Origin of the sequence: Priestia abyssalis, assembly GCF_002019595.1 — a bacterium.
Taxonomy (GTDB): Bacteria; Bacillota; Bacilli; order Bacillales; family Bacillaceae_H; genus Bacillus_BA; species Bacillus_BA abyssalis.
Window position 1 is genome coordinate 2,847,883 of record NZ_KV917369.1, and the last position, 25,776, is coordinate 2,873,658.

Here is a 25,776-nt window from a genome sequence, read left to right on the forward strand (position 1 = left end):
GGGGCATGGCCAAAGAATGGCCATGCCTCATTTTTTACGCTATACACAATTCCAATAAAAACAAATAGATCATGACGCACCCGATGTAAAGGCTCGTAAAAGACAAATTCCAATTGGACACTTTATACGAGGTTTCCTTTACAATGTTTGACATAAGTCCAATCGTCGCATTATATGGCCCCACTAAAAATGCGGACACGGCTCCCGCCAGCATAGCCACCGTCAAGATATGCGGGGAAACTCCTAACACACTCGGGTTTAATGCTTCAGCCATCAGGGCGAGTGTCACAGCAGGGTGAAGGCCCGTAAAGGCAAAAGCCATGGGGATAAGCGGAAGTAAAATCAAAAAGATTTCGGATCCTATCACCGATTTGAACTGGTCAATCCATCCGGTCAGCCATTCGTTTGTCCCGGAAATTTGTATGGCCGAAATAAAAAAGCCGGCAGATAAAAAAATAAAGAACTGATCTTTCATTTTAATAGAAAACGAGCGAAAATGCTCTTGCAAACTATGACCAAACTCTTTGCCTTTCTTCAACAATAAAGACCACCCGAACGCAAATGGAATAACCAATAGGGCTACGAGAATAAGAAATGAGTATGAAAATTGCCTTTCAGCTACGGAAATCGCGATATTAAAAACAAGGATGGCCAATAAGATTTGAAACACCCTTCCAGGACGTCCCTTTTCTCCCTGTTCAGCGGCCGCAGCCGTTTCATCTACCGATACATTATTTCGTAAGTTTGATAATTTCTTTGCATTACGTACACCTATGTACCAATCTAGTCCCAATCCCAGCAAACTAAGCGGCACGACATATGGAAGAATAGAGAGCCAGCTTACCCCGGTCATCCCAATTACAATCCCGACAATCGGAGTCACTGGTGCCCATGTTAAAGGCATTGCGAATCCACGGGTAATCGCTCTGCTCAAAAATCGCTCTTCATTCTTGACCCCAAACACGCTTAGAGCGGGCTGCATAGAATAATACGTCATCGGCAGCGTAGCCAAATTCATAAAGATACTAAAAAAATATGAAATGCCCGAAGTCATCATATAAAGATGGCCCGATGTTTTCACTTTTTGCCGGATTAGTGTTTGAATCCCGCTGCTGTATCCCCCTAATTGAATGGGTATCCCTAAAATCGGTACTAATGTAAACATCGTAACAAGATCAAGCATCGGTCCGAAAGAACGGATATATTCATGCCAATGTGCCCCGCTTTCCCATAGCATCCCCAAACCGAGAATCAAAAAGATGCTTCCCAATATTTGGACGAACCGTTTTACTTGCCATACTGTATACCCGACGATTGCCAAACATAAAACAGACAAAGTCATTCCCATATTCAACGCAGGAAACAGAGTGGATAACAAATACAAAAAAATAACCGATAAAAACAAGAGCCTCAGCATATGATCACCCTAACTATTCATTTATTATATATTTTCTCCCTACTATGAGGCACCCATAAAGGTGTCTATGTAAACCTTCCTGCATCAGGAAAATGATGGAAAGATATTGATATCATTATACTTGCTTCCAGCCTACTAATCATTCTTTCTGCTTCAAAAACCAGTTTCCCTTTTGTTATACGGTATACCAAAATGTAGTTATACGCCTTATTTTTTTCATAATTATATAATATTTTCGGTATTTGGTATACAATTTTATTGAATTTTATAGATACCGTGCTATAATAAAAGAAACAAAGTACAAAGTAATGGGAGGAAATGCCGATGTTCAACTTTCTCTTCGGTTCAAAAAGAGCGGCTGAAAAAGCCGAGGAAAAATTAGCACGTTTACGAAAAACATTGAAGTTTTAACGCTAAATAATGGGCCATGGATAAAAAAACATCCACGGCCCATTATTACCTTTGTAATCTTATTCAAGATGTAAGAGCAAAAAGAGACTAAGAACGCTCCTCATTTTGAAACAAATGAGACTGAACAAATAATTCAAATGTTTCTTTCGTCAACGAACATCCAGCAGCTTTCGGGTGCCCTCCTCCTCCAAGAGGGACTACGACATCGATTAAACTCAAATCTTCCTTCACCGTACGGAAGCCGATTTTCCTTCTGCCCATATCCACCATCGCTGAAAAATCAATTTCTTCATCTTCCAGGCATAAAGCATTTCCAAGCTCTGATTGATAACTCTCAGCAAAGACAATCCCTGCCTTCCACTCTTTTCCTCCAATGGCCAAGCTTGCTTTCATCATTTGCTTTTGTTTTTCACGAATATATTTTTCAATCTTCTTCTCCTCTACTTCCAGCAACGTTTGATGACGCTCAGAAAATTGAAAGACCTCCTCTTCGCTTTGCAGTACCGGCAAAACTGCATTCTGAAATTCATCACGACTGATTAAGTAAAATAAATGGTTCAATTGTTTCGCTTTTTCGTTTTGATTGGCAAACCAGTCCCATGTATCAAATTGGCGGACAAGCTCGACATATTCATCGAGAATCGGCGTTTTTTCCAAGAAGGTTTGTTCCACTAAATAATCGTAAAACAAACTTGTCGCTGCCGTTTTCGTTCCATCTTCGTATACGGGCTGGACATATGCCCACTTATATTTTTCAGCAAGCGGAATCGCGGACGCATGATGATCAATTAACACGACTTTTTGTCCTTTTTGGACCCGCTTTTGCAGCATCTTCGCCACTTCTTCGTTCACGCTAATATCCGTTATGTATAAATCAATTTCCATTTCTTTATTCGTCTCCAAAAACTCGGTGATGACTTGATCGATCCGTCCGATGCCGACGCACGAATACTCAAACTTATCTTCCGGAAAAGCCAGCTTACCTAATAACGCCGGACTGAATCCGTCTAAATCATTATGGGAAAACAAATGTACTTTGTTCACAGTTACTCCTCCTTTTTCAAAAAACATACCGTTAGTATGCCCTGAGAATTTTTCAATAAAGCAGTTGGCATTTTCTTTAATATAGAAGAAAAACAATAACTATCGATGTAAATCAATCTTTAGCCGCTACTCCTCGCTGGGAGAGCTTCCGGTGATGCCGTAAAAAAATAAATGCAGCAGTTCTTCTGCTAATTTTTCATTCTGCTTTAACATCGTCACGACTGGCAGGGAGTCCATCGCAGTTTTGAACATATTTAAATGAAATAAAATGCTTTGAATAGAGATATCCTTTGAGATGTCTCCTTTTTGTTGACTATCTTGAATAAATTCCATAAATAAAGGCGCCGCTTTTTGCTGATAAAATTCTTCTAAAAATCCTTTCAGCTCTTCATCCTCTTCCATGGCTGCTTTCATAAAATCCATATTCAATGATTCCAGTGAATGCAGCTTATCGAGAATAAACACTTTCACTTTTTCCTGGAACGGTCGATCGCTTCTAAGCATACCTGCAAATTCTTCAAATTTTCGAAAACTGTAATCTTTCACAACTTCACGAATGAGCTGTTCTTTGCTGTTGAAATGATTGTAGATGGTCACTTGAGATACGCTCGCCTTTTTGGCTATATCGGCAATGTTGACCGCTTTTGTCCCTTTTTCATTGAACAGCCCGAACGCCGCTTGTAAAATATCACGCTTTTTTTGTTGTTTTCGTTGTTCAAATCCATTCATTTTTTCATCACCACCGTTATTTTAGCAAATTTGAACTATCTTATCGAATATATTTCAAAATTCTTCCCCTTCTTGAAAGGAAGATGTCAAATGATAGAAAAAAAGCTGCAGAAAAATCGTTGTGGATTTTCCCTGCCGCTTCTTTTCTATTTCATCGGGTCACGGTGTTTGTCCCGTTATAAGAAAAATGATGCTTTATACTTATAAATTCCGCTCACGTAGTCCCTCTTATATCCAAGTCGACAAAATGATAGACAGGTGACGGTCCATAACACTTGAATGAAAATCCCATCTCTTTGAATGCATTTCCATGCTGTTTAATAATGTCTATAAATTCGTCTATTTCTCTGCGATCGATTAAGTACACGCTGCTCCATGCTATTTCTTCTTCCCCCTGAATTACATCCCGCTCTTGTACATTTTCAACGAAATCCTCGATGGAAATGGATACCGCCTCTTCATGCAGATCATTACATATTTGCTTCATCTCGATTTCGATTTCATTTTCAATCACCGTGTTTAACTTCTTTTTCATGAGACAACGCCGATCAGATAAAATCTCTTCTATTTCTTTTTGCGCTCTTTTAACAGTTTCATTGCTTTGCATAATGAAATGTTTAAATTTTTCTTTATTGCAATAAACTTTTAAATTCCACTCCTCTTTTTCACGCAAAAAAGTACATAGGGAAATCAATTCCCCATAATGCTTAACGATCATCTCTTCAAGACTCTTCCTATTTGTAAAGATGGTACAAAATTTTAAAGGAATCACCGTAAATTGTTGTTGGAAAAGCGTTAAAACTTCATGATGATACATTTTCTTCTCTTTCACCCACTGGGCATCATTTAAAGTTAACTCTATATTAAACAATTGGAAATCTATATAATCAAAAATGGCTGTTACACCTTCAAATTCTTCCAATCGAACTTTCTGGATATTTTTATCCCGATTGGCCTTTTTTATTTCCATAGTCGGGATTAGGCCGTATACATATATAACTTTTGCTTCATCAACCATCATCTCTATTCTGCTCTCCTCCCGATTCATGCCTCATTGCAAGATAATTCATCTTATGAAACTGGCAGTCTTTTTGATTAGACAAGTTCCTCAACTCATAGAAAAGAGAAGATAGAATAGACAAAAAATTGTGAACAAATGTTTTTTTACAAATCCACTCTTAATATTTGAAACCTTTTCCCGATTCATTCGTCTAAATATATGTACACCCTACCCCCTTTAAATAAAAAGAAAAGGCCCGCGCTCTCAAATGAATGAAGCGCGGGTCTTTTCCTTTAAGTGACCTTATATGCCTGATCGACGCTGGGATTCTTGGTACAAGTCGGAAATCATAAAGCTTACTCCGTAAAAAAGAAGAAGCGGAACGATGGAATTCGTCACCATGTATAAAGCCGCTAGAAATGCGCCGACAAGCAGTGTTTGGATGCTTAAACGATCTTTCTGGAAAGCCAAATGACTCATCATATACAATAGTGCCGTACATAAAACCATTAAATAAGAATTGTCCACACGAAGCAGCTGCTGGACATAATAAATGAAAAACGGCATGTACACGACTGCCTCGGCCAATGCCGAAAGAACGGCATAAATCACCCACCATGAATATTCTTTGTTTGTTTTCGGCATTGTTCTTTCAATGGAAAGAGGCAGTTCATTTTCAGCAAATACTGTTTCTCCGCTTTCTTTCATCCATTGAATCGCAAAACATAACAGCAAGTACAGAACATAACCAAGCAACAGTAAATAATTAATCACTTTAGGAAAATAGGTGGATTCGTTCACTGTCTCCAAGAAGGCGCCATTCCATCCAAAAACGGATAATGGAATTTCATAAAGGACAATCACGGCGCCAAATAATAAAAGAATGAATACGTAAAAGGCCGTTTGCTCTTTGTAAAAGCGCAGCCGTTTTGGTCCGGTTCCCAATCTCGGAATGGCGACACTCTCGAAATAAGGACGGATAACCGTTAAAAACAACAATATAAACGTAAACCAAATCATAAATGCCAGGATCCACCTTCTACTTATGTATAATTGCATCAGCAGCATTTATGCCGCTGATAACGGCCATCGGCGCTCCTGCTGGATGGGTCGTGCCGTCGGAAAAATACAGATTGGAAATATCTTTTGATTTATTGCTTGACCGGAGAAAACTGTCTAACTTCCGAGTCGAACGGATGCCATATGACGCTCCTTTATACGCTGAAAATGCAGAAGCAAGATCCCCTGGAGTGATGACTTTTTCCACCACAAGCTGCGAAGGGATATCCACTCCGAATCGTTTTAGCTTTTTATAAATAAGATGCTTATACTCCTCCGGTCTGTAGCTGAACGAACCGCTGTCAGCAGGTGCGTTTACGAAGATAAATAAATTATCACCAGGCGCTCTCTGAGGATCGATATAGGACGAATTCCAAATATAAATGGTCGGATCGCTCGGCAAACGCTTCTCTTGAAACAACTCATGAAACTCCGCCTCATAATCACTGGAAGAGTACACTTGATGATGAATAAAGTGAGGATTACGTTCCTTCAGTCCCGCCATAATGACAAAAGCTGAAAGGGAAGGTTCATACCGGTCCGCTTTCCCATTTTTAAAATGAGGATGGCGTTTTTCCTCTACTAAGTCTGGGTAGGCCGTCAACACATCTCCGTTAACAATAATTATATCTCCCATGACCGTTTCTCCATTCTCCAATTCTATCCCTTTTGCCTGTTTTTGCTCAACCATAATTTTTCTCACTTTTGTGCTCGTATAAAGATTAGCTCCCAGCTTTGTCAATACACTGGTAAACGCCTCGGAAATTTTTGTATTCCCTCCTTTGACATAATACACCCCATCATTGAACTCAAGATGTCCGATATAAGCAAATGCGGCAGGCGCCGAAAAAGGCGATGAGCCGATGTAGGCTGCATAGCGATTGAATGCGTGACGAACGTAATCATTTCGAAAAAATTGACGGTGAAAATGATCCATCGTTTCAAACGGGTGAACAGACCACAATGCTTGAAACAATGATGGATCGAAATAATCCGTCCAAGAAGAAAACGTCCGGTAAAAAAACTGTTTTTCCACCGTCTCATATAGAATCTTTACTTCTTCCAAATAATCATAATAACTGATTTCCGCATGCGAGTCGAGACGTTCGAGCTGTTCGACCATTTTATTTCGATCGGTCGTCATGAAAAAAGGGGTGCCGTCCGGAAAAAAGTTGACCGTATGCGTCTCAAGCTTAATGAATTCTAAATAATCATCCGGATTTTCCCCCGCCTCTGTTAAAATTTCCTGAAAAACTTGCGGCATTGTAATGGTATTCGGGCCAAAATCAAAGGAATAATCCCCAAGCTGGATGGGTACCATTTTCCCGCCGAAGTGATGGTTTTGCTCAAAAATAGAAACTTTGTACCCGTTCGCCTGTAATTTCATTCCGGCAGCAAGTCCACCGAGCCCGCCTCCTACAATTAAAACTCTCTTCATGCGTATTCCCTCCCTTTCCACTCATACCCTAATTCCAACAAAAACGGCAAGCAGAAGATAGATGCATTCATGCTTTTATGGTCCCCTACCACTATGTGAACCATACAATGCAGAAACCATCCCATCGTCCTGCCTCTTTCTCATATTTTCTAATCTTTAAAGGAGACTTCCATCGGCGGGGGTCTTACTTCCCTCAATGAGGGGAAAATAAAAGGTATGGGTATTTTTACCCACGTCCTCTTATTTACACATAATCTTAATGTGTTCTTATTATTATCTTCATCATATTTACCTTAAATTTACATATGTATGGTAAACTACACAAGAAAACATATTATGATTCATATCCATAGACGAAAACATCTATGGAATTTGATATGATTACTCATTCCGATATAAACACAACACATATGAGGTGATTGTAGTTGAATGAAATTGGCTGGGTGTCCACTATTGCCATCAGCACTCTATTTTTTCTTACTGCTCTACTAGCAAAAATCTATAAAAAACGTCCTTTCCTCAAATATCTGCCTTGTCTGCTTGTATTTTTTCTATCTTTTTTCGGAATTTTGGCAGGCGCCTTTTGGCTCAAGGACATGGACGGAAGCCAGTTAAGTTTTTGGAGTACCGTAGTGAATTTTTCAAGTTTAATGACGATCATTATTTCTGTCTTTTTAGATCTTTTCACTGAAATGCACTAAGTATAGTCTTCCGTTTTTCCAAAAAAAAGATGCAATCATCACTTGATTACACCTTTTTGAAAAGCCGACTCTATTATTCTTTTAAACTAACATTTCCTTTTTTATCGATTTGGACATTATAGGATAGGTTGTTCAACTTTTGGATTAATTGTTCATTATATGCTTGATCCATCGGAACAGGCTGATGGGCAGCAATTTTTAAAGGTGTAAGACTACTTGAAACGGCTCCATTATCAAGTGTAATGTGTGCAATCACCGTCTCTCTGCCTTTAGGAACCGAAGAGTTTGTAAAGACAAAATTGCCGAGACTGTAATAAATCGGAGATCCTTTATAATACTCAATCCCCATAAGCGAGTGGCTGTGTGAACCGATCACCGCCGTAACTCCTGCATCGATGAATTGCCGGGCCATCGCTTTGGCGTATTCCTCGGGGTAATCCGCCAGCTCTTTATTCCAATGAATCATAACAACCGTATAGTCAGATGATTGGACTGCTTTTTTCACATACTCCATCATCGGTTCTTCGTGATAAGCATTCGCAATGCCTGCACGGTCCTTTTTGGCAAACCATGATACATTGGGCAGCACCCTGCTTAAACCGAGAATGGCGACCTTTTTCCCTTTAATGATCTTATAATGGGCGGTAAAGGCCTCTTCTTCATTTTTGCCGGCTCCTGTATATCCGATGCGGTATGCCTTTAAATGATCGATTGTATCTAATAATGCTTCTTCCCCATAATCAAGCGTATGATTATTGGCAAGCGATACGACATCTATGCCAGCATCCACTATCCCTTGAAGCGTTTCTGGGCGAGAGCGAAAGGCAAACTGTTTTTGAAAAGGAGTCCCTCTTTTTGATACAGGAGTTTCTAGATTGACTGCTGCAAGGTCGGCTTGAGCTAAAAGCGAAGCCACATGTTTAAACGGATAGGAAACACCGTGAACTTCAATATCTTTTCCGACCCCTGAATCAAGCAATACGTCTCCAGCAAACGCCAGCGTAATCGGCTCATGAAGATCCTCTTCTTCCATAATCCATTTGGGGTCAAGATAATTTTCTTTTTCGGGAAGGTCACTTTCAATGAGAACGTTTTCTGCTACAGGCTTTGAAACGGCTTTTTGCTCGCTCGGCCCGAGGTAATATACATTTATGGCAATTAAAGCAACTAACAAACTTAAAAGAGCACCTAGTAAACGCCAAAACTGCTTTTCCTGCCGTTTCCTCTTCCGTTTCCGGTTTTTAATTCTATTCATTTTTTTCCCCTTTATTATATACAACTCCACTTAATTACAATATAAGATTATATCACAACTTCAAAAATATGGTATCGCATTTCAAACAATTCCATCAGTAAGAAAAGAAAAATGGAGGAAAAAAATAAAATTTAGCTTGTAAATAAAAAAAGCAGCCAAAAACAAATGGCAGCCTTTCTTATCAGATTTCTTTTAACTCCTCACAAGACCCTATTCATTAAACCGTCTTTCTAGAAAGAATGGCTTTAAGCAGAACACCGACGACAGCACCCGGGATAACAAATAGCATAGGAAGCCAAATCGGCCCGAGCAAAATGCCGCCAAGGGTCCATTTAGTAGAATACATTAATCCAACCGTTACAAAATAAGCAGAAAATACAAATGGCAAAAAAGAATAACGGGACACAGGACCGACTGCCTTAAATGCATCCCACATCGCAAAAAAATAAAGACACGGATAAAACATGAGCCATTGAAAATTGATAACCGAAATGGATTGATGAATGTCTCCCATGAAGCTAAAACGAATAGCCTCATTAAAATTGGATTGGACATTGATCAAAAACTCCAGCACAACAAGCAAAATTCCCTTAATGTATTGTTTTTGAAGCAGCTGTCCGAACCCCGGGAGGGCAATGCTCCATAACAACGCCTCTAATTTTGTCACGAATCGGGATTCCTTTTCACAATATATTGTCTTTTATTTTCGCGAAATTTTTCTGATGCTAATAAGTTTGTGTGCTGTCTGTTCATACTGGTCATCCTTTATTTTTTTCTTATTTTGACAAGTATGGCGCTTTTTTATACAGCACAAGGAATATGATGGAAACCGTTTGGCCCTTTTCATTATGGAATCGGAATATAAGATGATCACTGCCAGCAAACCTTCCCTAGTTATAAAGGAACAAATACTTCTCTTAATCTATAATTCTAGTGCCTTCTTTCCCCATAAAAGATTAAATTTTCTATTTATTCTATTTCCATTTCTATTTTTATGCTTTATAATATTAACGAATTAAACAACTAAAGGATGTGAAAATGATGGAATTTAGTTTACTATCAGTATTAGTACTGGGACTTGTACTTGGAATCAAACACGCGATCGAACCAGATCATATCATTGCCGTATCGACCATCGCCAGTCAAAGCCAAAAACTTTCACGCGCTTCATTAGCGGGAGTTTTTTGGGGCATTGGACACACAATGACTTTGTTTATTGTCGGGATGGTCTTGATCATCTTAAAAAATGAAATTCCCGCTTCATGGGCTATGTCTCTTGAATTTTTGGTCGGCATCATGCTCGTTTATCTTGGCCTGTCTACCTTTTTTGCCTTGAAGCATTCTGCCGATCAACACCAACATGCACATCACTCTTACATAAAATCGATGGCAATCGGATTTATCCATGGTCTTGCAGGAAGCGCGGCGATGGTATTGTTGACGATGAGTACAGTTGAGCATACATGGCAAGGTGCTGTTTATATTGCCATATTCGGAATAGGTACATGCATTGGAATGCTCGCCTTTACAACCATCTTAGGCATCCCATTTGTCCGGACGAAAAACAAACTGACCCTCAACCGCTCCTTGACACGTTTTACCGGTTTCGTAAGCATGCTGTTCGGCTTGTATTATATGTATAACCTGGGTGTGAACGAAGGATTATTCTCCATTTGGTTTCGTTGAGAAAAGTGGAGGCCACTGTTTAAACAAGGCCGACTAAGACCACTGCGTCCTGCGGCAACGTCGGTCTGACTCACATCCTGTCAACTTAAAGAAATAGGGATTGACCTCGTATACGCTTTTTGCCTTATGAGGGCAAGCAGCTTTTCCCATGCTGAGCCAGGAACCGCAGCTGGACAATATAAGGAACGCAGCATAAGAGAGCAACGCTGCACTTGTACATCCTATAATTCAAACTTCTGACATAGAAACCGCTCGGAATAAATTACGTTATCCGTCACAAACTAACGACATAACAAAGGAGGTTTGTATCCATGAATGCAGGACGTGCAAAGGAAATTCTTGAATCAGCGGATGTGGTGAATGTAACGTATTTAGGACATCCCGTTATGATTCAACATGTAGATGAAGAAAATGGGACAGCGCGCATTTATGAAAAAAAACATCCAGACATCGAAAAGACGGTTCCGTTAAGCAGCTTGCATGAGTCTGTTTAACATCTCCCCTTTTCGGCTAGATGATACCCACTTCATATTGGCTGAACGCACGCCTTTCTCCTTTATCATTTTAGGAGAGAAGACTCCCACTTCCATTTTGTGCAGGGCGCAGCCCAAAAATAAGTGGGAGATGAATTGCCTTTTTGCGTAGCGGAACATTTGTTCCTATGGTATACTATTCCTGTACAGGTTGTTCTTTGAAAACTGAAGATATAAGGTTGTGACAGGAAAACGTCTGTCACGTAAAATCTTCAACGTTCAGTCGCCCCGCACGTATCGAAGTAGCGAAAACCAAGCAGAGTAGAACGTGCGGTGAGTTCAACGTACAAGATGCTAAAAAGCGTTCACCGTAGGGACTACGGGCAGAGCCTGCTCCGTAACTGGTGGATACACTGGTGTTCGCAGGAATCCCCCACTTCAAATTTTCGTTAGAAAATTAAGTGGTGGGTAGTTCAATATCCAATAAAAGCGAAAAGCGGGCGTTCTTATATAACAAAACGCTCAAGCCAGCGTCTTTGTATGAAACGATATCCTCAATACTTTCGATAGTGAATGGCTGGCTGATTCAAAACCTGTTTACGAATCATAGCCTCACACTCGGAAAAAAGAGCTTCAATGACTTGTGTCCGGTAAGCAAGCACCCTTATAACAATCCCTTTAACCGGCGGGATGGAAAAGCCGATCCGTGCTTTTTCCTTATACTTCTCCCCTATATTCTGCAGCTGTTTGATTACATTCGCATCGGCTTGTTCATGAAGAAACAAAAGAGAACCGAAATGAGTGTATTCTCCCATCATCATGACGGCTTCCATTTGTTTTTTCGGCTTTAAATATAGATGATCGGACAACACGAGATGGCGATTTCGATAGACTTTTAATTTCGTACGAATATCATCATATGTAAAAAACTGACCGTTCTCGGCCCACCCCGGCGTTAAAATGTCCGTCATTAAAAAAGAAGCATTCTTTTCCAGGTGAACCGTTGTCATTTGGGCATATCGGGCATGTTTATATAAAATAAGCGGATCTTGAATAAGGGATAAAAAGCTGCCTTCTTTCAGCACAATCTCTGTTTCTTGCCTCGCAGGTTCCCCCGTTGTTTTATATACTTTTGTGGCCGATTGTGTGGTAAGGGATAGATTTGCCCCTTCTTCGAGAACAATCAACTGGTTATATAGATCCCCGCTGACATATCCTCCCCCAACATGCATCAAATAAAAGGTCGGATGATCGTCTTCTAAGTAAACAGGGCGAGATAGTTTCAGCGCACCGTCATAATAACAATCATGTAAGATCGTGCGCCCGTGCTTGACTTTCGCCCCAATCGATAACGATCCTGTCAGTGTCATGCTTCCAGCCCGGCGAGCAGCGCTTCCGATTTGATCCAATCCACCACTTCTTGCAGTCCCGTTTCATCTTTTAAATTCGTAAAAAAGAACGATTTTTGCCCTCTCGTGGCAATTGTATCCTGTTCCATCACATCAAGGCTTGCTCCTACATATGGAGCGAGATCAATTTTGTTGATGATAAACAAATCGGACTTAATCATCCCTTGGCCGCCTTTTCGAGGGATTTTTTCCCCTTGGGCCACATCAATAATATAAATGGAAAAATCGACAAGCTCCGGACTGAATGTCGCTGCCAAGTTATCTCCCCCGCTTTCTACGAAGATGATATCCAGGTCTGGATGCCGTTCTTTTAATTCGTCAATCGCCGCAAAATTCATGGAAGCATCTTCCCTGATGGCTGTGTGCGGGCAGCCGCCCGTTTCGACCCCGATGATGCGATCTTCCGGTAAAATCCCGTTTTTCATGAGAAATAAAGCATCTTCTTTCGTATAAATATCGTTCGTCACGACTGCCATACTGAACTCGTTATGCATCGCTCTCGTCAGCTTTTCCACAAGCATCGTTTTTCCTGCTCCCACGGGTCCGCCGACACCGATACGTACTGGTTCTTTCATCTTCACGCTTTCGTCTCACATAGAGCGAAAGCTTCCCCCCTTTTGTAAGATATCAAAACGTATTCATCATATTTTTCATTCATGGTCCAGCTGCACGAGCTACACCCTACGGTCATTTCGCCCCTTCCGTCGAAGCCAAAAAGTAGCTTCTCTGTCAGAAGCTCCAATGCCCTATGGGTGTGAACGAGCTCGCTCCGCTCTTCTTGCTAACTCATAAATAACCGTACATGTAATTGTTCATGGCGCATTTGGGCGATTTCCAACCCTGGCAATGACCTTCCTAAATCCTCTGGACTTAACATGTTAATCAATGGAACTAACTCTTTTAAAATCGTTTGACTATGCAAAAGGAGTTTCTGTCCATCTGTTTGCCCGAGCGGGACGCCCCGAACGGCGTTTTGAATGAGCGAAGATACGGCAGCATACAAGCAAGCACTTATTGCTCCTTCAAGACTAATGTTCAATTCATGGCACACAAGAGCGAAAACAACAGCGGGGTGCCCGAAGCATGTTTTTTCGCGAATTCTTTGCTGATACGCTTCCAATACAGGAAAAGCATATAAAACGGTGCACAACTTCGTCATTTGCTCTCCGATTCGCTTCGTTCCTTCTCTTGTCTCACGGGCTAAACTTAGCGCAAACAGCTCCTCATCCAACTCCCAAATACAGTCTAACCGTCCCTCCCCTAAATATTCGTATGCCAGCTTGCAGCCAAGTCCATCTGTATACACAAGCTGCTCCTTCATATATGTCTCAACGGTCATTCGGAAGGATGCGGCATCTGTTACAACACCTTCTTGAATGTATGTCTCCATCCCAAACGAATGAGAAAAAGCACCGGATGGAAAGTTGGAATCGCAAAGCTGCAGCAAAGGCAGCAGTGAATCAATCATGACTGTGACCGATATGGCGGAACGCCTGCTTGACCTTCCGCTCCTCCCTTCTGTACGGAATCTCGAGCTGTTTCAATAAGTCCTCTACTAAATAATCATATTGCACAAGCATTTCATCCCCCTCAAACTGAGCCGGCAGGTGACGATTTCCCAATTGATGGGCGATTTCTCCCATTTGCTGAATCGAGGTTGGACAAATGGTTAAAATGTCATCTGCCAACACTTGAATGACGATCATATTGCGCTCATCCATGTATAAAATATCGCCATCCACCAAGTCTTTGTTTTCTTTCAAACGGATGCCGATTTCCTTTCCATGGTCTGTCACGACCCGTTGGATGCGTTTCACTAACGCATCGCTTTCCACATAGACACGCTCAACGTGAGGCGCTTTTTTTTCGATTGTCGCGATATTTCCAAGTATGTTTTCAATAATCATTCTTTTTCACCTCAAAATAAAAAATATCGTTGTGCCATCGGCAGTACTTCTGCCGGTTCACACGTAATCAATTCGCCATCGACTTTTACTTCATATGTCTGAGGATCAACCTCAATAACAGGGGTTTCTCCGTTCAATATCATATCCTGCTTCTTTAAATTTCGGATATTGGACACCGGCTTCACCGTTTTCTTCAAACCAAGTTTTTCGTGGACCCCTTTTTCAAATGCCGCTTTCGATAAAAAGGTCATCGACGTTTTCAAAACGGCTTTTCCAAAGCTTCCGAACATCGGTCGATATAATACCGGCTGAGGCGTAGGAATGGAAGCATTCGGATCTCCCATTAGGCTGTGGGCAATCATACCGCCTTTTAAGACCAGGTCCGGCTTCACTCCGAAAAATGCCGGATCCCACACGACTAAGTCTGCCAATTTTCCTGTTTCAATCGATCCGACATATTCAGAAATCCCATGAGTAAGGGCCGGGTTGATCGTGTATTTGGCGATGTACCGCTTCACGCGGAAGTTATCGCCGACTCCTTTGTCTTCACCGAGCTTTCCTCGCTGCTTTTTCATTTTGTCTGCCGTTTGCCATGTTCTTGATATCACTTCCCCAATGCGTCCCATCGCTTGCGAATCGGAACTAATCATGCTGAACACGCCAAGGTCATGCAAAATATCTTCTGCGGCAATCGTTTCTTTGCGAATACGTGAATCGGCGAACGCGATGTCTTCAGGCACAGACGGGTCCAAGTGATGGCACACCATTAACATATCAAGATGTTCCTCGAGCGTATTCACGGTATACGGACGGGTTGGATTCGTCGATGATGGCAATATGTTCGGAAAGCTTGCGGCCTTAATAATATCCGGCGCGTGACCTCCTCCGGCGCCTTCTGTATGATACGTATGGATAACACGGCCATTAATCGCATTGATGGTATCTTCCACAAAACCGCCTTCATTTAATGTGTCTGTATGTATCGCAATTTGTATATCATATTCATCCGCCACAGTCAGACTCGTATCGATCGCTGCAGCGGTCGTACCCCAATCTTCATGCAGCTTTAAGCCGATTGCCCCAGCTTCAATTTGCTCAATGAGCGGTTCTTTTGCGGATGCATTTCCTTTGCCTAAAAATCCGAGGTTCATCGGAAACTGTTCAGCCGCCTCCAACATACGATGAATGTTCCATTCTCCCGGCGTGCATGTAGTGGCATTCGTACCTGTTGCAGGCCCGGTGCCTCCGCCAATCATTGTTGTTACTCCAGATGAAAGGGCTGTTTCGATTTGCTGTGGACAAATGAAATGAATATGGGCATCGATTCCTCCCGCTGTCACGATCATTCCTTCTGCCGCGATAATTTCAGTGGCGGCACCGATCACCATGTTTACACCATCCATCAACAGCTGATTTCCCGCTTTTCCAATGGCTGCAATAAGTCCATCCTTCACTCCGATGTCAGCTTTATAAATACCGGCATGGTCAACAATGATGGCATTTGTTAAAATGAGATCCATTGATTCATCCCTTGTCGCAAGGGGATGCTGACCCATCCCGTCACGAATGACCTTTCCTCCCCCAAACTTCACTTCGTCGCCATAAACCGTAAAGTCTTTTTCAATTTCAATGAAAAGCTCCGTATCTGCTAAGCGGACCGCATCCCCCGTGGTCGGACCAAACATATCCGCATACTGTTTTCGGGACATATGAAAACCCATTTCATCCCTCCTTATCTACTAAACTATTTTTCTTCTTTAAATAACTTACGAACACACTTTCATTATGTCTTCTAAAATTTTACAATCCATTCACTTTTATCCTTTTCTAGCAAGATGACTAACCAACAAAGTTATAATAACTAACATAAAATGTTATAAAATATAACATAATATAGATTATAAACAATTTTCTGTAAATTTCAATGTGGAAAAAGGATTTTTTTACTATTTAATCTCCATAAAGGTTTAGTTATTACCCATTTTTTAATAAGGCACAAAAAAAGACAAACACCGGAAAGTTCTCACCAGCATTCGTCTTTTTGGTTTGATACTTATAAATCCATAAAGCAGTTATTTGTTAACGTTTATATTTCGGATTTGAACAAAACTCATTTCGCGGATTTCTTATCCATTGATGAATAGTTAACAATTAAATTTGCCCGCTTACGATTTGTGGCAATCACGTAAATGGCCGCAAATGCAATGACTGCTGTAATCAGTGAACCAAGATTAAAGAACCCTTTTTGCGAATGCCATACAATGGAGTATCCGATTGATCCTGCCAATAGAGCATAGTATACGAATGGGAACAAGGTTTTCCGGATGACCGTTCCTTCTTTCCCCACCAGCCCCACGACTGCTGAAGCCGCTACAACGTTATGCACACAAATCATGTTTCCCGCTGCTCCGCCTACGGCCTGAAGAGCAACGATCCATGTAGGGTCCACCCCAATTTGAGAGCCAACATCGTACTGGAATAAGGAGAACATCATATTGCTGACCGTGTTACTTCCTGCGATAAAGGCACCGAGTCCTCCGATGAATGTTGAAAATAGCGGCCAATATTCACCAGCTAACGCTGCAGCCCCGTTCGCTAATTCAATCGGCATTTTATCAAATCCTGCCGCTCCTCCGCCCGTGTTGGCGAATACTTGCACCATCGGAACAGTAAAAATAAGGGCCGTTGATGCCGCCACTGTCGTTTTTCCGGATTGGGCCCACGCACGTTTGTATGCGCTTCCATTCATTCCGTGAATAAAGAATGTAATAAGCGATACTAAAATAAAGATCGTGCCTGGCAGGTACAACGGCTGGAAGCTCGCACTAATTTCCGATCCGAAAATATTGGGAATGGATACAGTCCACGCTTTCATCCACCCACTTATCGGAAGCACACTTAATCTTGTTAGCACAAGAAATAATCCGACTAAAATATAAGGTGTCCAAGCACGAACCATGCTCATGTTTCCATTCTTATGAGAAATCTCTTTGATTTCCAGGTTACCGCTCCACTCCGGGTCCCATTTTGATTTTTCTTCAAAATCCCACACTTCTTCTTTAGACGGCATAAGGAAACCTTTTTTAGCCGCGCTCACAACGATAGCTAAACCAATTAATCCTCCGATCATGGATGGAAATTCAGGGCCGAGCACATTCGCAACGATGACATATGGAATCGTCATGGCAAATGCTGCGAACAAAGCAAATTTCCAGACCTTAATTCCTTCGGAGAATGATTTATTTTTACCGAAAAATCTCGTCATTAATGCTACAACAAAAAGAGGAATGAGAGTTCCTGAAATCATATGCAGAATGGCCACTTTCCCCCCGATTAACGTAACCAATGACAGAAAATCATTCGTAATGCTCGGGTCAGCTGATAACCCGGTTTGCACTCCCACAAGCATTGGTGTTCCAACCGCACCAAAAGAAACGGGTGTACTTTGAATAACCATGCCAGCAATTACCGCTGCCATTGCCGGGAAGCCTAATCCAACGAGCAAGGGTACAGCTACCGCTGCTGGTGTCCCAAACCCTGAAGCCCCTTCAATGAATGATCCGAATAACCAGGCGATAATAATGACTTGAATGCGACGGTCCGCTGAAATATCCGTGAACCCCTGGCGTATCGTTTTAATCCCGCCGCTTTCTTGCAGTGTATTTAACAGCAAGATGGCTCCAAAAATGATGTATAACAGTGTCCCCGCTACAACAAGGCCATTGACTGACGCGGCGGCAACGTTCGCTCCAGGCACCTTCCATACAAATAACGCAAGGATGACCGCTACTACATACGAAATGGGCATCGCTTTACTTGCGGGCCACCTGAGACCGACCAGAAAGATTCCAACAGCGATAATCGGAAGAAGAGATAAGAAAGCTAACATTCCAGTACTCATAAGACATTTCCCCCTTTTGTTTTGTAATACCAAACAACGTTTAGGTTTTGTTGCGAATAAAGGAATATTGTTATATAACTATTCTAAAATTGTTATATAACAAGAGCTCGACCTACATCCTATTATACATTTTATTCCCTATATTTCAATATTCTTCCAAAAAATTTAAAATAATCAGTCAATTTGTTGTCGCAAAAAAAATTGCCCGATATATCTTTTCCAAAGACATCGAGCAAATTTCCATCATGCTGTTCTTCTTGAAATACACAGATGGGCAAATGAAGACGCTACAACAGGACATTTCGTGTTTAGCCTTCGTTCCTCTTTGCCCTCTAACTTCGGCTCGTTCTGCTTTTCGTGTATCCAAGCCTTGCCGAAATTTGCCCGCCGATATATTTCATCCGGGATTGAAGGTGGTCGAGGCGCTCATCCTTCATTCGAATCGTTGGACCTGAAATGCTGACTGCGGCCGCAACTTTTCCTTGATGATCAAAAATCGGGACGGCAATACATATTATCCCGTATTCGTTTTCTTCTAAGTCAAGTGCGTATCCCTTTTGTTTCACTTGAATTAATTCTGCAAGAAAATTATCTTTATTCGTAATGGTTTTATCTGTATGCATCGGCATTCCTTTTCGCTCTAGAATGTCCAGAACCACACTGGACGGTAAATGGGCAAGAATGGCTTTTCCAACCGATGTACAATGCATGGGCGCCCTTTTTCCGACTTTAGAATGCATTCGAAGCGTTTCGTTTCCTTCTAATTTTTCGATATAGACTACTTCACCTTGATCATAGACAACAAGGTGAATCACTTCATTTGTTTCGTTTTCCAGTTCCTGCAAATATGGTTTCGCCTCTGTCCGTAAATCGATGGACTCCAGCAGCTTGGAACTGACTTCTAAAAATTTATACCCAAGCTTGTACCGGCCCGTTTCCCGATCCTGCTCGATATAGCCGTACTGGGCCATTGTTGACAAGATGCGATAAACGGAGCTTTTATTAATATCCATTTGGTTAGCAATCTCCGTAACACCTAATCCATCCCTTTTTGAACTGACCAGCGTAATAATATCCAATGCCCGGCTTACGGACTTTACCATATTCTCTCTTTCCAAAATCCCTCACCTCTGGTGCAAAACGTCATCGTTTTCATTCTAGTATATATGTTCCCGGGTATCCGATTTCATCATTGCAGCACGGCAGCATGTGTCCTTGCCGCTGCAAACGTATTCCGAAGCACACCTATTTCTTCAATCCTGCATTCAATGACATCTCCCTCATCAACCAATTCCGCTCCAACAGGACTTCCTGTCAGAATGACATCACCAGGTTTCAATGTCATCACATTCGTTAAATAGGAAATCATTTTTTGAATCGAAATAATCATTAATTCTGTCGCGCTGTTTTGTTTTTCGATCCCATTAAGGCTTGCCTCTACCTTCACGTTGAAAGGATCGAGCTCCGTTTCGATCACAGGGCCTAACGGCGTAAAGGTGTCAAATGACTTTCCAATCGTCCAGTGACCATCTTGATGAAAAAATTGAGGGGCTGTCACGTCATTTCCAATCGTATAGCCGAAAACGTAATCAAGCACTTCTGATTCTGGAACATTTTTCGCTTCTTTCCCAATGACAACGGCCAATTCAGACTCGAATTTCACTTGTTCAATGCCATTTGGAATGACAATGGTTTCTCCGTGCCCGATAACCGATGACGTCGGCTTGAAGAAAAAGACTGGAATTTCCGGCATTTCCTCAGGCAATTCCTCCACCTTTGATACATAGTTTGCACCAATCCCAATGATTTGGTTCGGTTCCAATGGAGGAAGAAATGTCACTTCACTTTCGGAAAACATTTTGCCTGTATACTCCCACTCCTCAAATATATTTCCCTTAATTTCTCTGATTTCACTGCCTGTTATTACACCTGTATACGTTTCAGCATTCACTTTAAACCTAGTAAACTTCACCTTAGCACCCTCCTGATCCACCTTTTTCTAATTCTATAAAGACATCCTGATTTTACCCTCAAAGGTTCACCTAAGCGGATGGCGCCAACCCCGAAAGGGGGGTGCCATCCGCTTAGGTGTAGAAAGTTCGGCATGGCCGTCTTTGGCCATGCCGAACTTTCTACATCGATAATAGTTACTGTTTGACTGCGAACTTCGCTTTCGCTTCAATGCGGCGGCGATGTAAAATCGGCTCCGTATAGCCGTTTGGCTGCTCATAACCTTTAAAAACGAGATCGCATGCCGCTTGGAAGGCAATGGAGTCCTCATAGTTTTTTGACATCGGGCGATATTGTGGATCTCCCGCGTTTTGCTCATCGACGACTTTCGCCATGCGCTGTAACGTCTCTAATACTTGTTCTTTCGTACAAATTCCGTGGTGAAGCCAATTCGCCATATGCTGGCTCGAGATGCGCAGTGTAGCTCGGTCTTCCATTAGTCCGACATTGTTAATATCCGGCACTTTCGAGCAGCCCACTCCCTGCTCAACCCAGCGGACAACATAGCCTAATATACCTTGGGCGTTGTTATCTAACTCTTGCTGAATTTCTTCCGGACCCCATTGTGGATTTTGAGCCACTGGGAATTCTAAAATATCATCTTGGAAATCTTTTGAGTCTTTCATCATTTCATTTTGTACCTTTGTTACATCAATTTGATGATAATGAAGAGCGTGTAATACAGCGGCAGTCGGCGAAGGCACCCACGCCGTATTGGCACCTGTTTTTAGCTGACCGACTTTTTGCTTCAGCATTTCTGCCATCATGTCCGGCATCGCCCACATCCCTTTTCCGATTTGGGCACGGCCCTGAAAGCCGGCGGAAAGACCTGATCTTACGTTCGATTGTTCATAGCCTTGAAGCCATTTGGAGGATTTGATATCATTTTTTCGAATCATCGGTCCGGCTTCCATTGATGTATGCATTTCGTCGCCTGTTCGGTCAAGGAATCCCGTATTGATGAAGACGACCCGATCTTTCACCTGGCGAATGCAAGCTTTTAAATTCAATGTCGTGCGGCGCTCCTCGTCCATCACCCCGATTTTAAGAGTATTTCGTCTGAGGCCGAGCATGTCTTCTACTCGATCGAAGAGCTGATTGGCAAAAGCAACTTCTTCTGAGCCGTGCATTTTCGGCTTTACAATGTAAATTGACCCTTTGGATGTATTTTGATAAGAACCGTTTCCTAACAGAGTGTGCTTGGCTATTAAACTCGTAATTACACTATCCAAAATCCCTTCAGGAACTTCCTGTCCGTTTTGATCCAATACCGCACTATTTGTCATCAGATGCCCCACATTGCGGACAAACATAAGCGACCTTCCTGACAACACCAACTCCTCACCCGTTGGAGACGTATACACGCGGTCAGGGTTAAGCGTCCGTGTCATGGATTTATTACCTTTTGTAAAAGCAGCGGATAAATCTCCTTTCATTAAACCGAGCCAGTTGCGATACACGAGCACTTTATCTTCAGCATCGACGGCGGCGACGGAATCCTCGCAATCCATGATTGTTGTGAGGGCGGCTTCCATGAGAATGTCTTTTACGCCGGCATCATCTGTTTTGCCAATTGGATGAGTACGGTCAATCTGGATTTCAAAATGCAACCCGTTATTTTTTAACAGGACCGCTGATGGATTTTCAGCTTCTCCCTGATAACCCGCCAGCTTTGACTCCTCTTTCAATCCAGCCGTTTTACCGTTGCTGAGGGATACCGATAATTTCCCGTCAATAATCGTATACTGAACGGCGTTTTGGTGGGAGGATTCCGTTAATGGAGCCGCTTGATCCAAAAAGTCCTTCGCAAAGGAGATCACTTTTTCGCCGCGAACCGGGTTATATGCACCAAGGCGTTCCGCTCCATCTTCTTCACTGATGGCGTCCGTTCCGTAAAGGGCATCATAAAGGCTTCCCCATCGGGCGTTGGCCGCATTGATGGCATAGCGGGCATTGTTGACGGGAACGACCAACTGCGGTCCGGCCTGAACCGCGATTTCATCGTCCACCCCGTCAGTCGTAATCTGGAAATCTTCTACTTCCGGCTCTAAATAGCCAATCTCCTGTAAAAATGCCTTGTATGTTTCAAAGTCGAAGTTTTCATTATGTTCTCTGTGCCATTCATTGATTCTGTTTTGAAATTCATCCCGTTTGGCCAATAACGCCTTATTTTGCGGCACAAGGTCTTGTATGAGCGTTTCGAAATCAGACCAGAACTTTTCTTGGTTTACTCCACTGCCGGGGATCGCTTCTGAATTGATGAATTCATAAAGTTCTGAAGCTACTTGAAGGTTACCTGTTTTTACATAATCTTTCATTTTGTAATTCCTCCTTAAAATGAACATTCTTTCAAAACAGCGCTTTCAAAACAAAGAACAGATGGTGCAGCACTTTCTTACGTACAGTTGTTTGTTATTGCGCAACGATGTTTCATAATTGATCTAAAAAAATGATATCATGGTAAGTAATGAATTTCAATAAATTTCAAAATATTTGTAAATTTACCGCTTCATTTTACTAGTGGCGCTGCTGTTTCTTTCCTTTCTTTTTTAATTTCTACACAACGCCCTGGAGTGGGGAATAGTTTCCCTGCATTCAATAAATTTTTGGGGTTAAATACTTCACGAATATCCGTCTGGGCAATAATTTCTTCATCATTGAACACGAAGCGCATTTCTTCTCTTTTTTCGATGCCAACCCCGTGCTCGCCGGTAATCGAGCCGCCTACATCCGCACACGCTTGAAGACAGGCGCTTCCCGCTTCCAGCGCTTTTTCCGTTTCACCCGGTTTTCTCGCATCAAACAAAACAAGCGGGTGAAGATTGCCGTCTCCGGCATGGAAAATGTTCGCAATTCGCAAGCCGGACTCTTCACTAATTTGGTTAATTCGCTCCAACACTTCCGGGAGTTTACTTCTTGGAATGACGCCGTCTTGCACTAAATAATCGGGCGAGATGGCCCCCATTGCGCCAAATCCCGTTTTGCGGTTCGCCCACCATCTTCCCCTTTCTTGTTCATCCCGAGCGACTTTCACTTCACGGACATTTCTATTTTGGCAAACGTCGAGAATTTGTTCGATTTGCTCATCGATTCCAGCGGCAATTCCATCTACCTCAATCAGCAGGACCGCTTCGATATCCTGTGGATGCCCCACTGGAAAAGCCGCTGCCTCCACCCCTTCAATCGCAGTTTTATCCATCATTTCAAGGGCAGCCGGAACAATGCCTGCCGAAATGATATCTGACACGGCCTGACTTCCATCTGATACCTTATCGAAATAAGCGAGCACCGTCTGTTTCGCTTCCGGATTTTTTAAAATGCGGACCGTTATTTTCGTAACAATAGCCAATGTGCCCTCCGACCCTGTCAACAGACCGAGCAAATCGTAACCGGGCGCATCCGGAATCCCGTTTTTCCCTATTTCCATAATTTCTCCATTCGGCAAGACCACTTCAAGACCAAGAATATGATTGGTCGTGACCCCATATTTCAGACAATGCGCTCCTCCTGCATTTTCGGCGACATTCCCCCCAATTGTACAGCAATACTGGCTTGAAGGATCGGGGGCATAATAATACCCTTTATCGGAAATAGAGTTCGTCAGCTTCAAGTTCACAAATCCGGGTTCGACTACAGCCCGACGATTCTCCAGGTCTACGCTTAATAGACGTTTCATTCGAACTAAACTGATGATAACCTCACCATTTAACGGAATCGCGCCGCCGCTTAAACCCGTTCCCGCTCCGCGGGCAAGGAACGGCAATTCATTATCTGAACAGTATTTGACAAGCTTCGCTACTTCTTCCGTATCTTTCGGGAACACGACCGCTTTCGGCAAGTGTTGATGAATCGTAAAGCCGTCACAGTCATACGCCACCAAATCTTCCTTATGGTACAGAATGGAACGGGGGCCGCTCACAAGCCTCGCCAAATTTTGAATATGCGGATCGTTCGTTTTGAGCCCTTTTATCACCATTACTCTTCCTCCTTTAAGCGATCCTCTTTTTGATATGCCCAGTCGAGCAGCTGAATCGTATGGACGATTTTTTGATTTCGGCCGTACTTTTGAACGCCCATTGCCATTTGAAGCATGCAGCCGGGATTCCCCATTGAAATCATTTCCACATCTTCAGGAACATTCTCCATTTTGCTTTCAAGTACCGCTCCCGCCATTTCCGGGTTCGTGATATTATATATGCCCGCGCTTCCGCAGCAACGATCCGAATTCGGCATATGGACCATCTCCACGCCTGGAATATCAAGCAGAATGTCACGCGGCTCCTGGCGCACACCTTGACCATGCGCCAAGTGACAAGCATCATGGTACGTAATTCTCGTATTCATTTCGGCTTTCGGCTTTTCATAGCCGGTATCATGAAGATATTTTGAAATGTCCTCTACCTTAGCGGAAAACTGTTTCGCCTTCTCATGCCATTCCGGTTCTTCCCGGAACAATTCCGCATATTCCTTCAGCATACAACCGCATCCGGCCGCGTTCACAATTATTTTTTCCGCATCTTGGAACGCTTCGATGTTTTGCTTGGCAAGCTTCCTTCCCGTTTCACGGTCACCGGCATGAACATGCAAGGCCCCGCAGCACGTTTGATTATTGGGGATGACAACATCGTTTCCGTTACGCGTCAACACATTAATCGTCGCTTGATTAATATCACTGAACATGACATCCATGACACAGCCCGTTAAAAATGCCACTTCATGCTTCGTTTCTTCCTTTGCTTTAATGATGGTTTCGTGTTGATATTTTTTCCGTACCGGCTCTTTCACTTCCGGCATGATCGCTTCCATCTCCACTAAGTGCTGCGGCATGATATTAATCAATCCCGATTTCCGAACTACCTTTTGCATACCGCTCTTTTGATACATTTTCAATAAACTTCCGACGGAATTCAGCCGCTCTTGATGTGGAAACAATCCTTGCAGGAAGAATTTACTGACCATTCCTTTCCATCCTGTTAACGGCATCGCCTGGCGAACTTGGCCGCGCGCCTCTTCAATTAACCCGCCCACATCGACATCGGCTGGACATGCCGTCGTACATGCACGGCAGTCGAGACACGTAAAGACCGGATCCATAAACTGCTCGTTCACGTGAAGCTTGCCTTCCGCCACCGATTTAATGAGATAGACCCGCCCGCGGGGAGAATGCTGCTCCTGTCCTGTCAGTTCATACGTCGGACATGATTCCAGGCACATGCCGCAATGAACGCAATCGGCCCATTTTGTTTCATCGGGCGCATCACTCCAAAGATAATTGCTCAAGCTAGTCGCTGTACATGCCGGATCTTGCTTCAAATCGCTTTCTCTTACAATCACGA

22 protein-coding genes are annotated in these 25,776 nt (G+C 42.6%); 3 read left to right on the forward strand and 19 right to left on the reverse strand.

Going from position 1 to position 25,776, the window contains the following annotated elements:
- Positions 1–34: 34 nt before the first annotated feature.
- The 6 genes from BK575_RS13635 to BK575_RS13660 form a co-directional block, all read right to left on the reverse strand.
- Positions 35–1,417: a hypothetical protein gene (locus BK575_RS13635; protein WP_078410860.1), complete on the reverse strand. Its 1,383-nt coding sequence runs from the start codon at positions 1,415–1,417 to the stop codon at positions 35–37.
- Positions 1,418–1,915: 498 nt separating this feature from the next.
- Positions 1,916–2,872: a DHH family phosphoesterase gene (locus BK575_RS13640; RefSeq protein WP_078414782.1), complete on the reverse strand. Its 957-nt coding sequence runs from the start codon at positions 2,870–2,872 to the stop codon at positions 1,916–1,918.
- A 126-nt stretch (positions 2,873–2,998) separates the two neighbouring features.
- Positions 2,999–3,601, reverse strand: coding sequence for a TetR/AcrR family transcriptional regulator (locus BK575_RS13645; protein WP_078410861.1), 603 nt, complete (start codon positions 3,599–3,601; stop codon positions 2,999–3,001).
- Positions 3,602–3,815: 214 nt separating this feature from the next.
- Positions 3,816–4,622, reverse strand: a complete 807-nt coding sequence (locus tag BK575_RS13650; protein WP_169907805.1) for a GvpL/GvpF family gas vesicle protein — start codon at positions 4,620–4,622, stop codon at positions 3,816–3,818.
- Positions 4,623–4,904: 282 nt separating this feature from the next.
- Positions 4,905–5,621, reverse strand: coding sequence for a CPBP family glutamic-type intramembrane protease (locus tag BK575_RS13655; protein ID WP_078410863.1), 717 nt, complete (start codon positions 5,619–5,621; stop codon positions 4,905–4,907).
- A gap of 19 nt (positions 5,622–5,640) precedes the next feature.
- Complete coding sequence (locus BK575_RS13660; protein ID WP_078410864.1) at positions 5,641–7,098, reverse strand: phytoene desaturase family protein; 1,458 nt, start codon at positions 7,096–7,098, stop codon at positions 5,641–5,643.
- Between the two features lie 425 nt (positions 7,099–7,523).
- Here BK575_RS13660 and BK575_RS13665 point away from each other — a divergent pair, with 425 nt between their 5' ends.
- Entirely contained in the window at positions 7,524–7,799 is a 276-nt protein-coding gene (locus BK575_RS13665) for a hypothetical protein (protein WP_078410865.1), read from the forward strand.
- A gap of 73 nt (positions 7,800–7,872) precedes the next feature.
- Here the strand turns inward: BK575_RS13665 and BK575_RS13670 are convergent, their stop codons facing one another.
- The gene (locus BK575_RS13670) at positions 7,873–9,054 is read right to left on the reverse strand and encodes a CapA family protein (RefSeq protein WP_139368035.1); all 1,182 of its coding nucleotides are present in this window, start codon (positions 9,052–9,054) and stop codon (positions 7,873–7,875) included.
- A gap of 217 nt (positions 9,055–9,271) precedes the next feature.
- The gene (locus BK575_RS13675) at positions 9,272–9,721 is read right to left on the reverse strand and encodes a hypothetical protein (RefSeq protein ID WP_078410866.1); all 450 of its coding nucleotides are present in this window, start codon (positions 9,719–9,721) and stop codon (positions 9,272–9,274) included.
- A 374-nt stretch (positions 9,722–10,095) separates the two neighbouring features.
- Between BK575_RS13675 and BK575_RS13680 the strand changes: the two genes are divergently transcribed.
- Both BK575_RS13680 and BK575_RS13685 read left to right on the forward strand, forming a co-directional pair.
- On the forward strand, positions 10,096–10,740 hold the full coding sequence (locus tag BK575_RS13680) for an urease accessory protein UreH domain-containing protein (protein ID WP_078410867.1): 645 nt from the start codon (positions 10,096–10,098) through the stop codon (positions 10,738–10,740).
- Positions 10,741–11,051: 311 nt separating this feature from the next.
- Positions 11,052–11,234: an H-type small acid-soluble spore protein gene (locus BK575_RS13685; protein WP_078410868.1), complete on the forward strand. Its 183-nt coding sequence runs from the start codon at positions 11,052–11,054 to the stop codon at positions 11,232–11,234.
- 533 nt (positions 11,235–11,767) lie between these two features.
- Here the strand turns inward: BK575_RS13685 and BK575_RS13690 are convergent.
- The 11 genes from BK575_RS13690 to BK575_RS13740 all read right to left on the reverse strand — a co-directional run bounded on the left by BK575_RS13690 (position 11,768) and on the right by BK575_RS13740 (position 25,774).
- Positions 11,768–12,622 (reverse strand): urease accessory protein UreD, encoded by an 855-nt coding sequence (locus BK575_RS13690; protein ID WP_139368036.1) that lies wholly within the window; start codon positions 12,620–12,622, stop codon positions 11,768–11,770.
- Entirely contained in the window at positions 12,580–13,197 is a 618-nt protein-coding gene (gene ureG, locus BK575_RS13695; RefSeq protein ID WP_078414784.1) for an urease accessory protein UreG, read from the reverse strand. Before ureG ends, BK575_RS13690 begins: the two co-directional genes overlap by 43 nt.
- Positions 13,198–13,403: 206 nt before the next feature.
- Positions 13,404–14,090, reverse strand: coding sequence for an urease accessory protein UreF (locus BK575_RS13700; protein ID WP_204524866.1), 687 nt, complete (start codon positions 14,088–14,090; stop codon positions 13,404–13,406).
- Entirely contained in the window at positions 14,083–14,529 is a 447-nt protein-coding gene (ureE, locus tag BK575_RS13705; protein ID WP_078410870.1) for an urease accessory protein UreE, read from the reverse strand. The genes BK575_RS13700 and ureE overlap by 8 nt, the downstream gene beginning before the upstream one ends.
- Positions 14,530–14,540: 11 nt before the next feature.
- Positions 14,541–16,250 carry an urease subunit alpha gene (gene ureC / locus BK575_RS13710; protein ID WP_078410871.1) on the reverse strand — a complete coding sequence of 570 codons (1,710 nt, stop codon included), beginning with the start codon at positions 16,248–16,250 and terminating at the stop codon, positions 14,541–14,543.
- 389 nt (positions 16,251–16,639) lie between these two features.
- Positions 16,640–18,430: an L-lactate permease gene (locus BK575_RS13715; RefSeq protein WP_078410872.1), complete on the reverse strand. Its 1,791-nt coding sequence runs from the start codon at positions 18,428–18,430 to the stop codon at positions 16,640–16,642.
- Between the two features lie 332 nt (positions 18,431–18,762).
- The gene (locus BK575_RS13720) at positions 18,763–19,548 is read right to left on the reverse strand and encodes an IclR family transcriptional regulator (protein WP_078410873.1); all 786 of its coding nucleotides are present in this window, start codon (positions 19,546–19,548) and stop codon (positions 18,763–18,765) included.
- Between the two features lie 71 nt (positions 19,549–19,619).
- Entirely contained in the window at positions 19,620–20,402 is a 783-nt protein-coding gene (locus tag BK575_RS13725; protein WP_078410874.1) for a fumarylacetoacetate hydrolase family protein, read from the reverse strand.
- Positions 20,403–20,577: 175 nt separating this feature from the next.
- Entirely contained in the window at positions 20,578–22,758 is a 2,181-nt protein-coding gene (locus tag BK575_RS13730; RefSeq protein ID WP_078410875.1) for a malate synthase G, read from the reverse strand.
- Positions 22,759–22,949: 191 nt separating this feature from the next.
- The gene (locus tag BK575_RS13735; RefSeq protein ID WP_078410876.1) at positions 22,950–24,416 is read right to left on the reverse strand and encodes an FAD-binding oxidoreductase; all 1,467 of its coding nucleotides are present in this window, start codon (positions 24,414–24,416) and stop codon (positions 22,950–22,952) included.
- Complete coding sequence (locus tag BK575_RS13740) at positions 24,416–25,774, reverse strand: (Fe-S)-binding protein (protein WP_078410877.1); 1,359 nt, start codon at positions 25,772–25,774, stop codon at positions 24,416–24,418. Before BK575_RS13740 ends, BK575_RS13735 begins: the two co-directional genes overlap by 1 nt.
- Positions 25,775–25,776 lie beyond the last annotated feature (2 nt).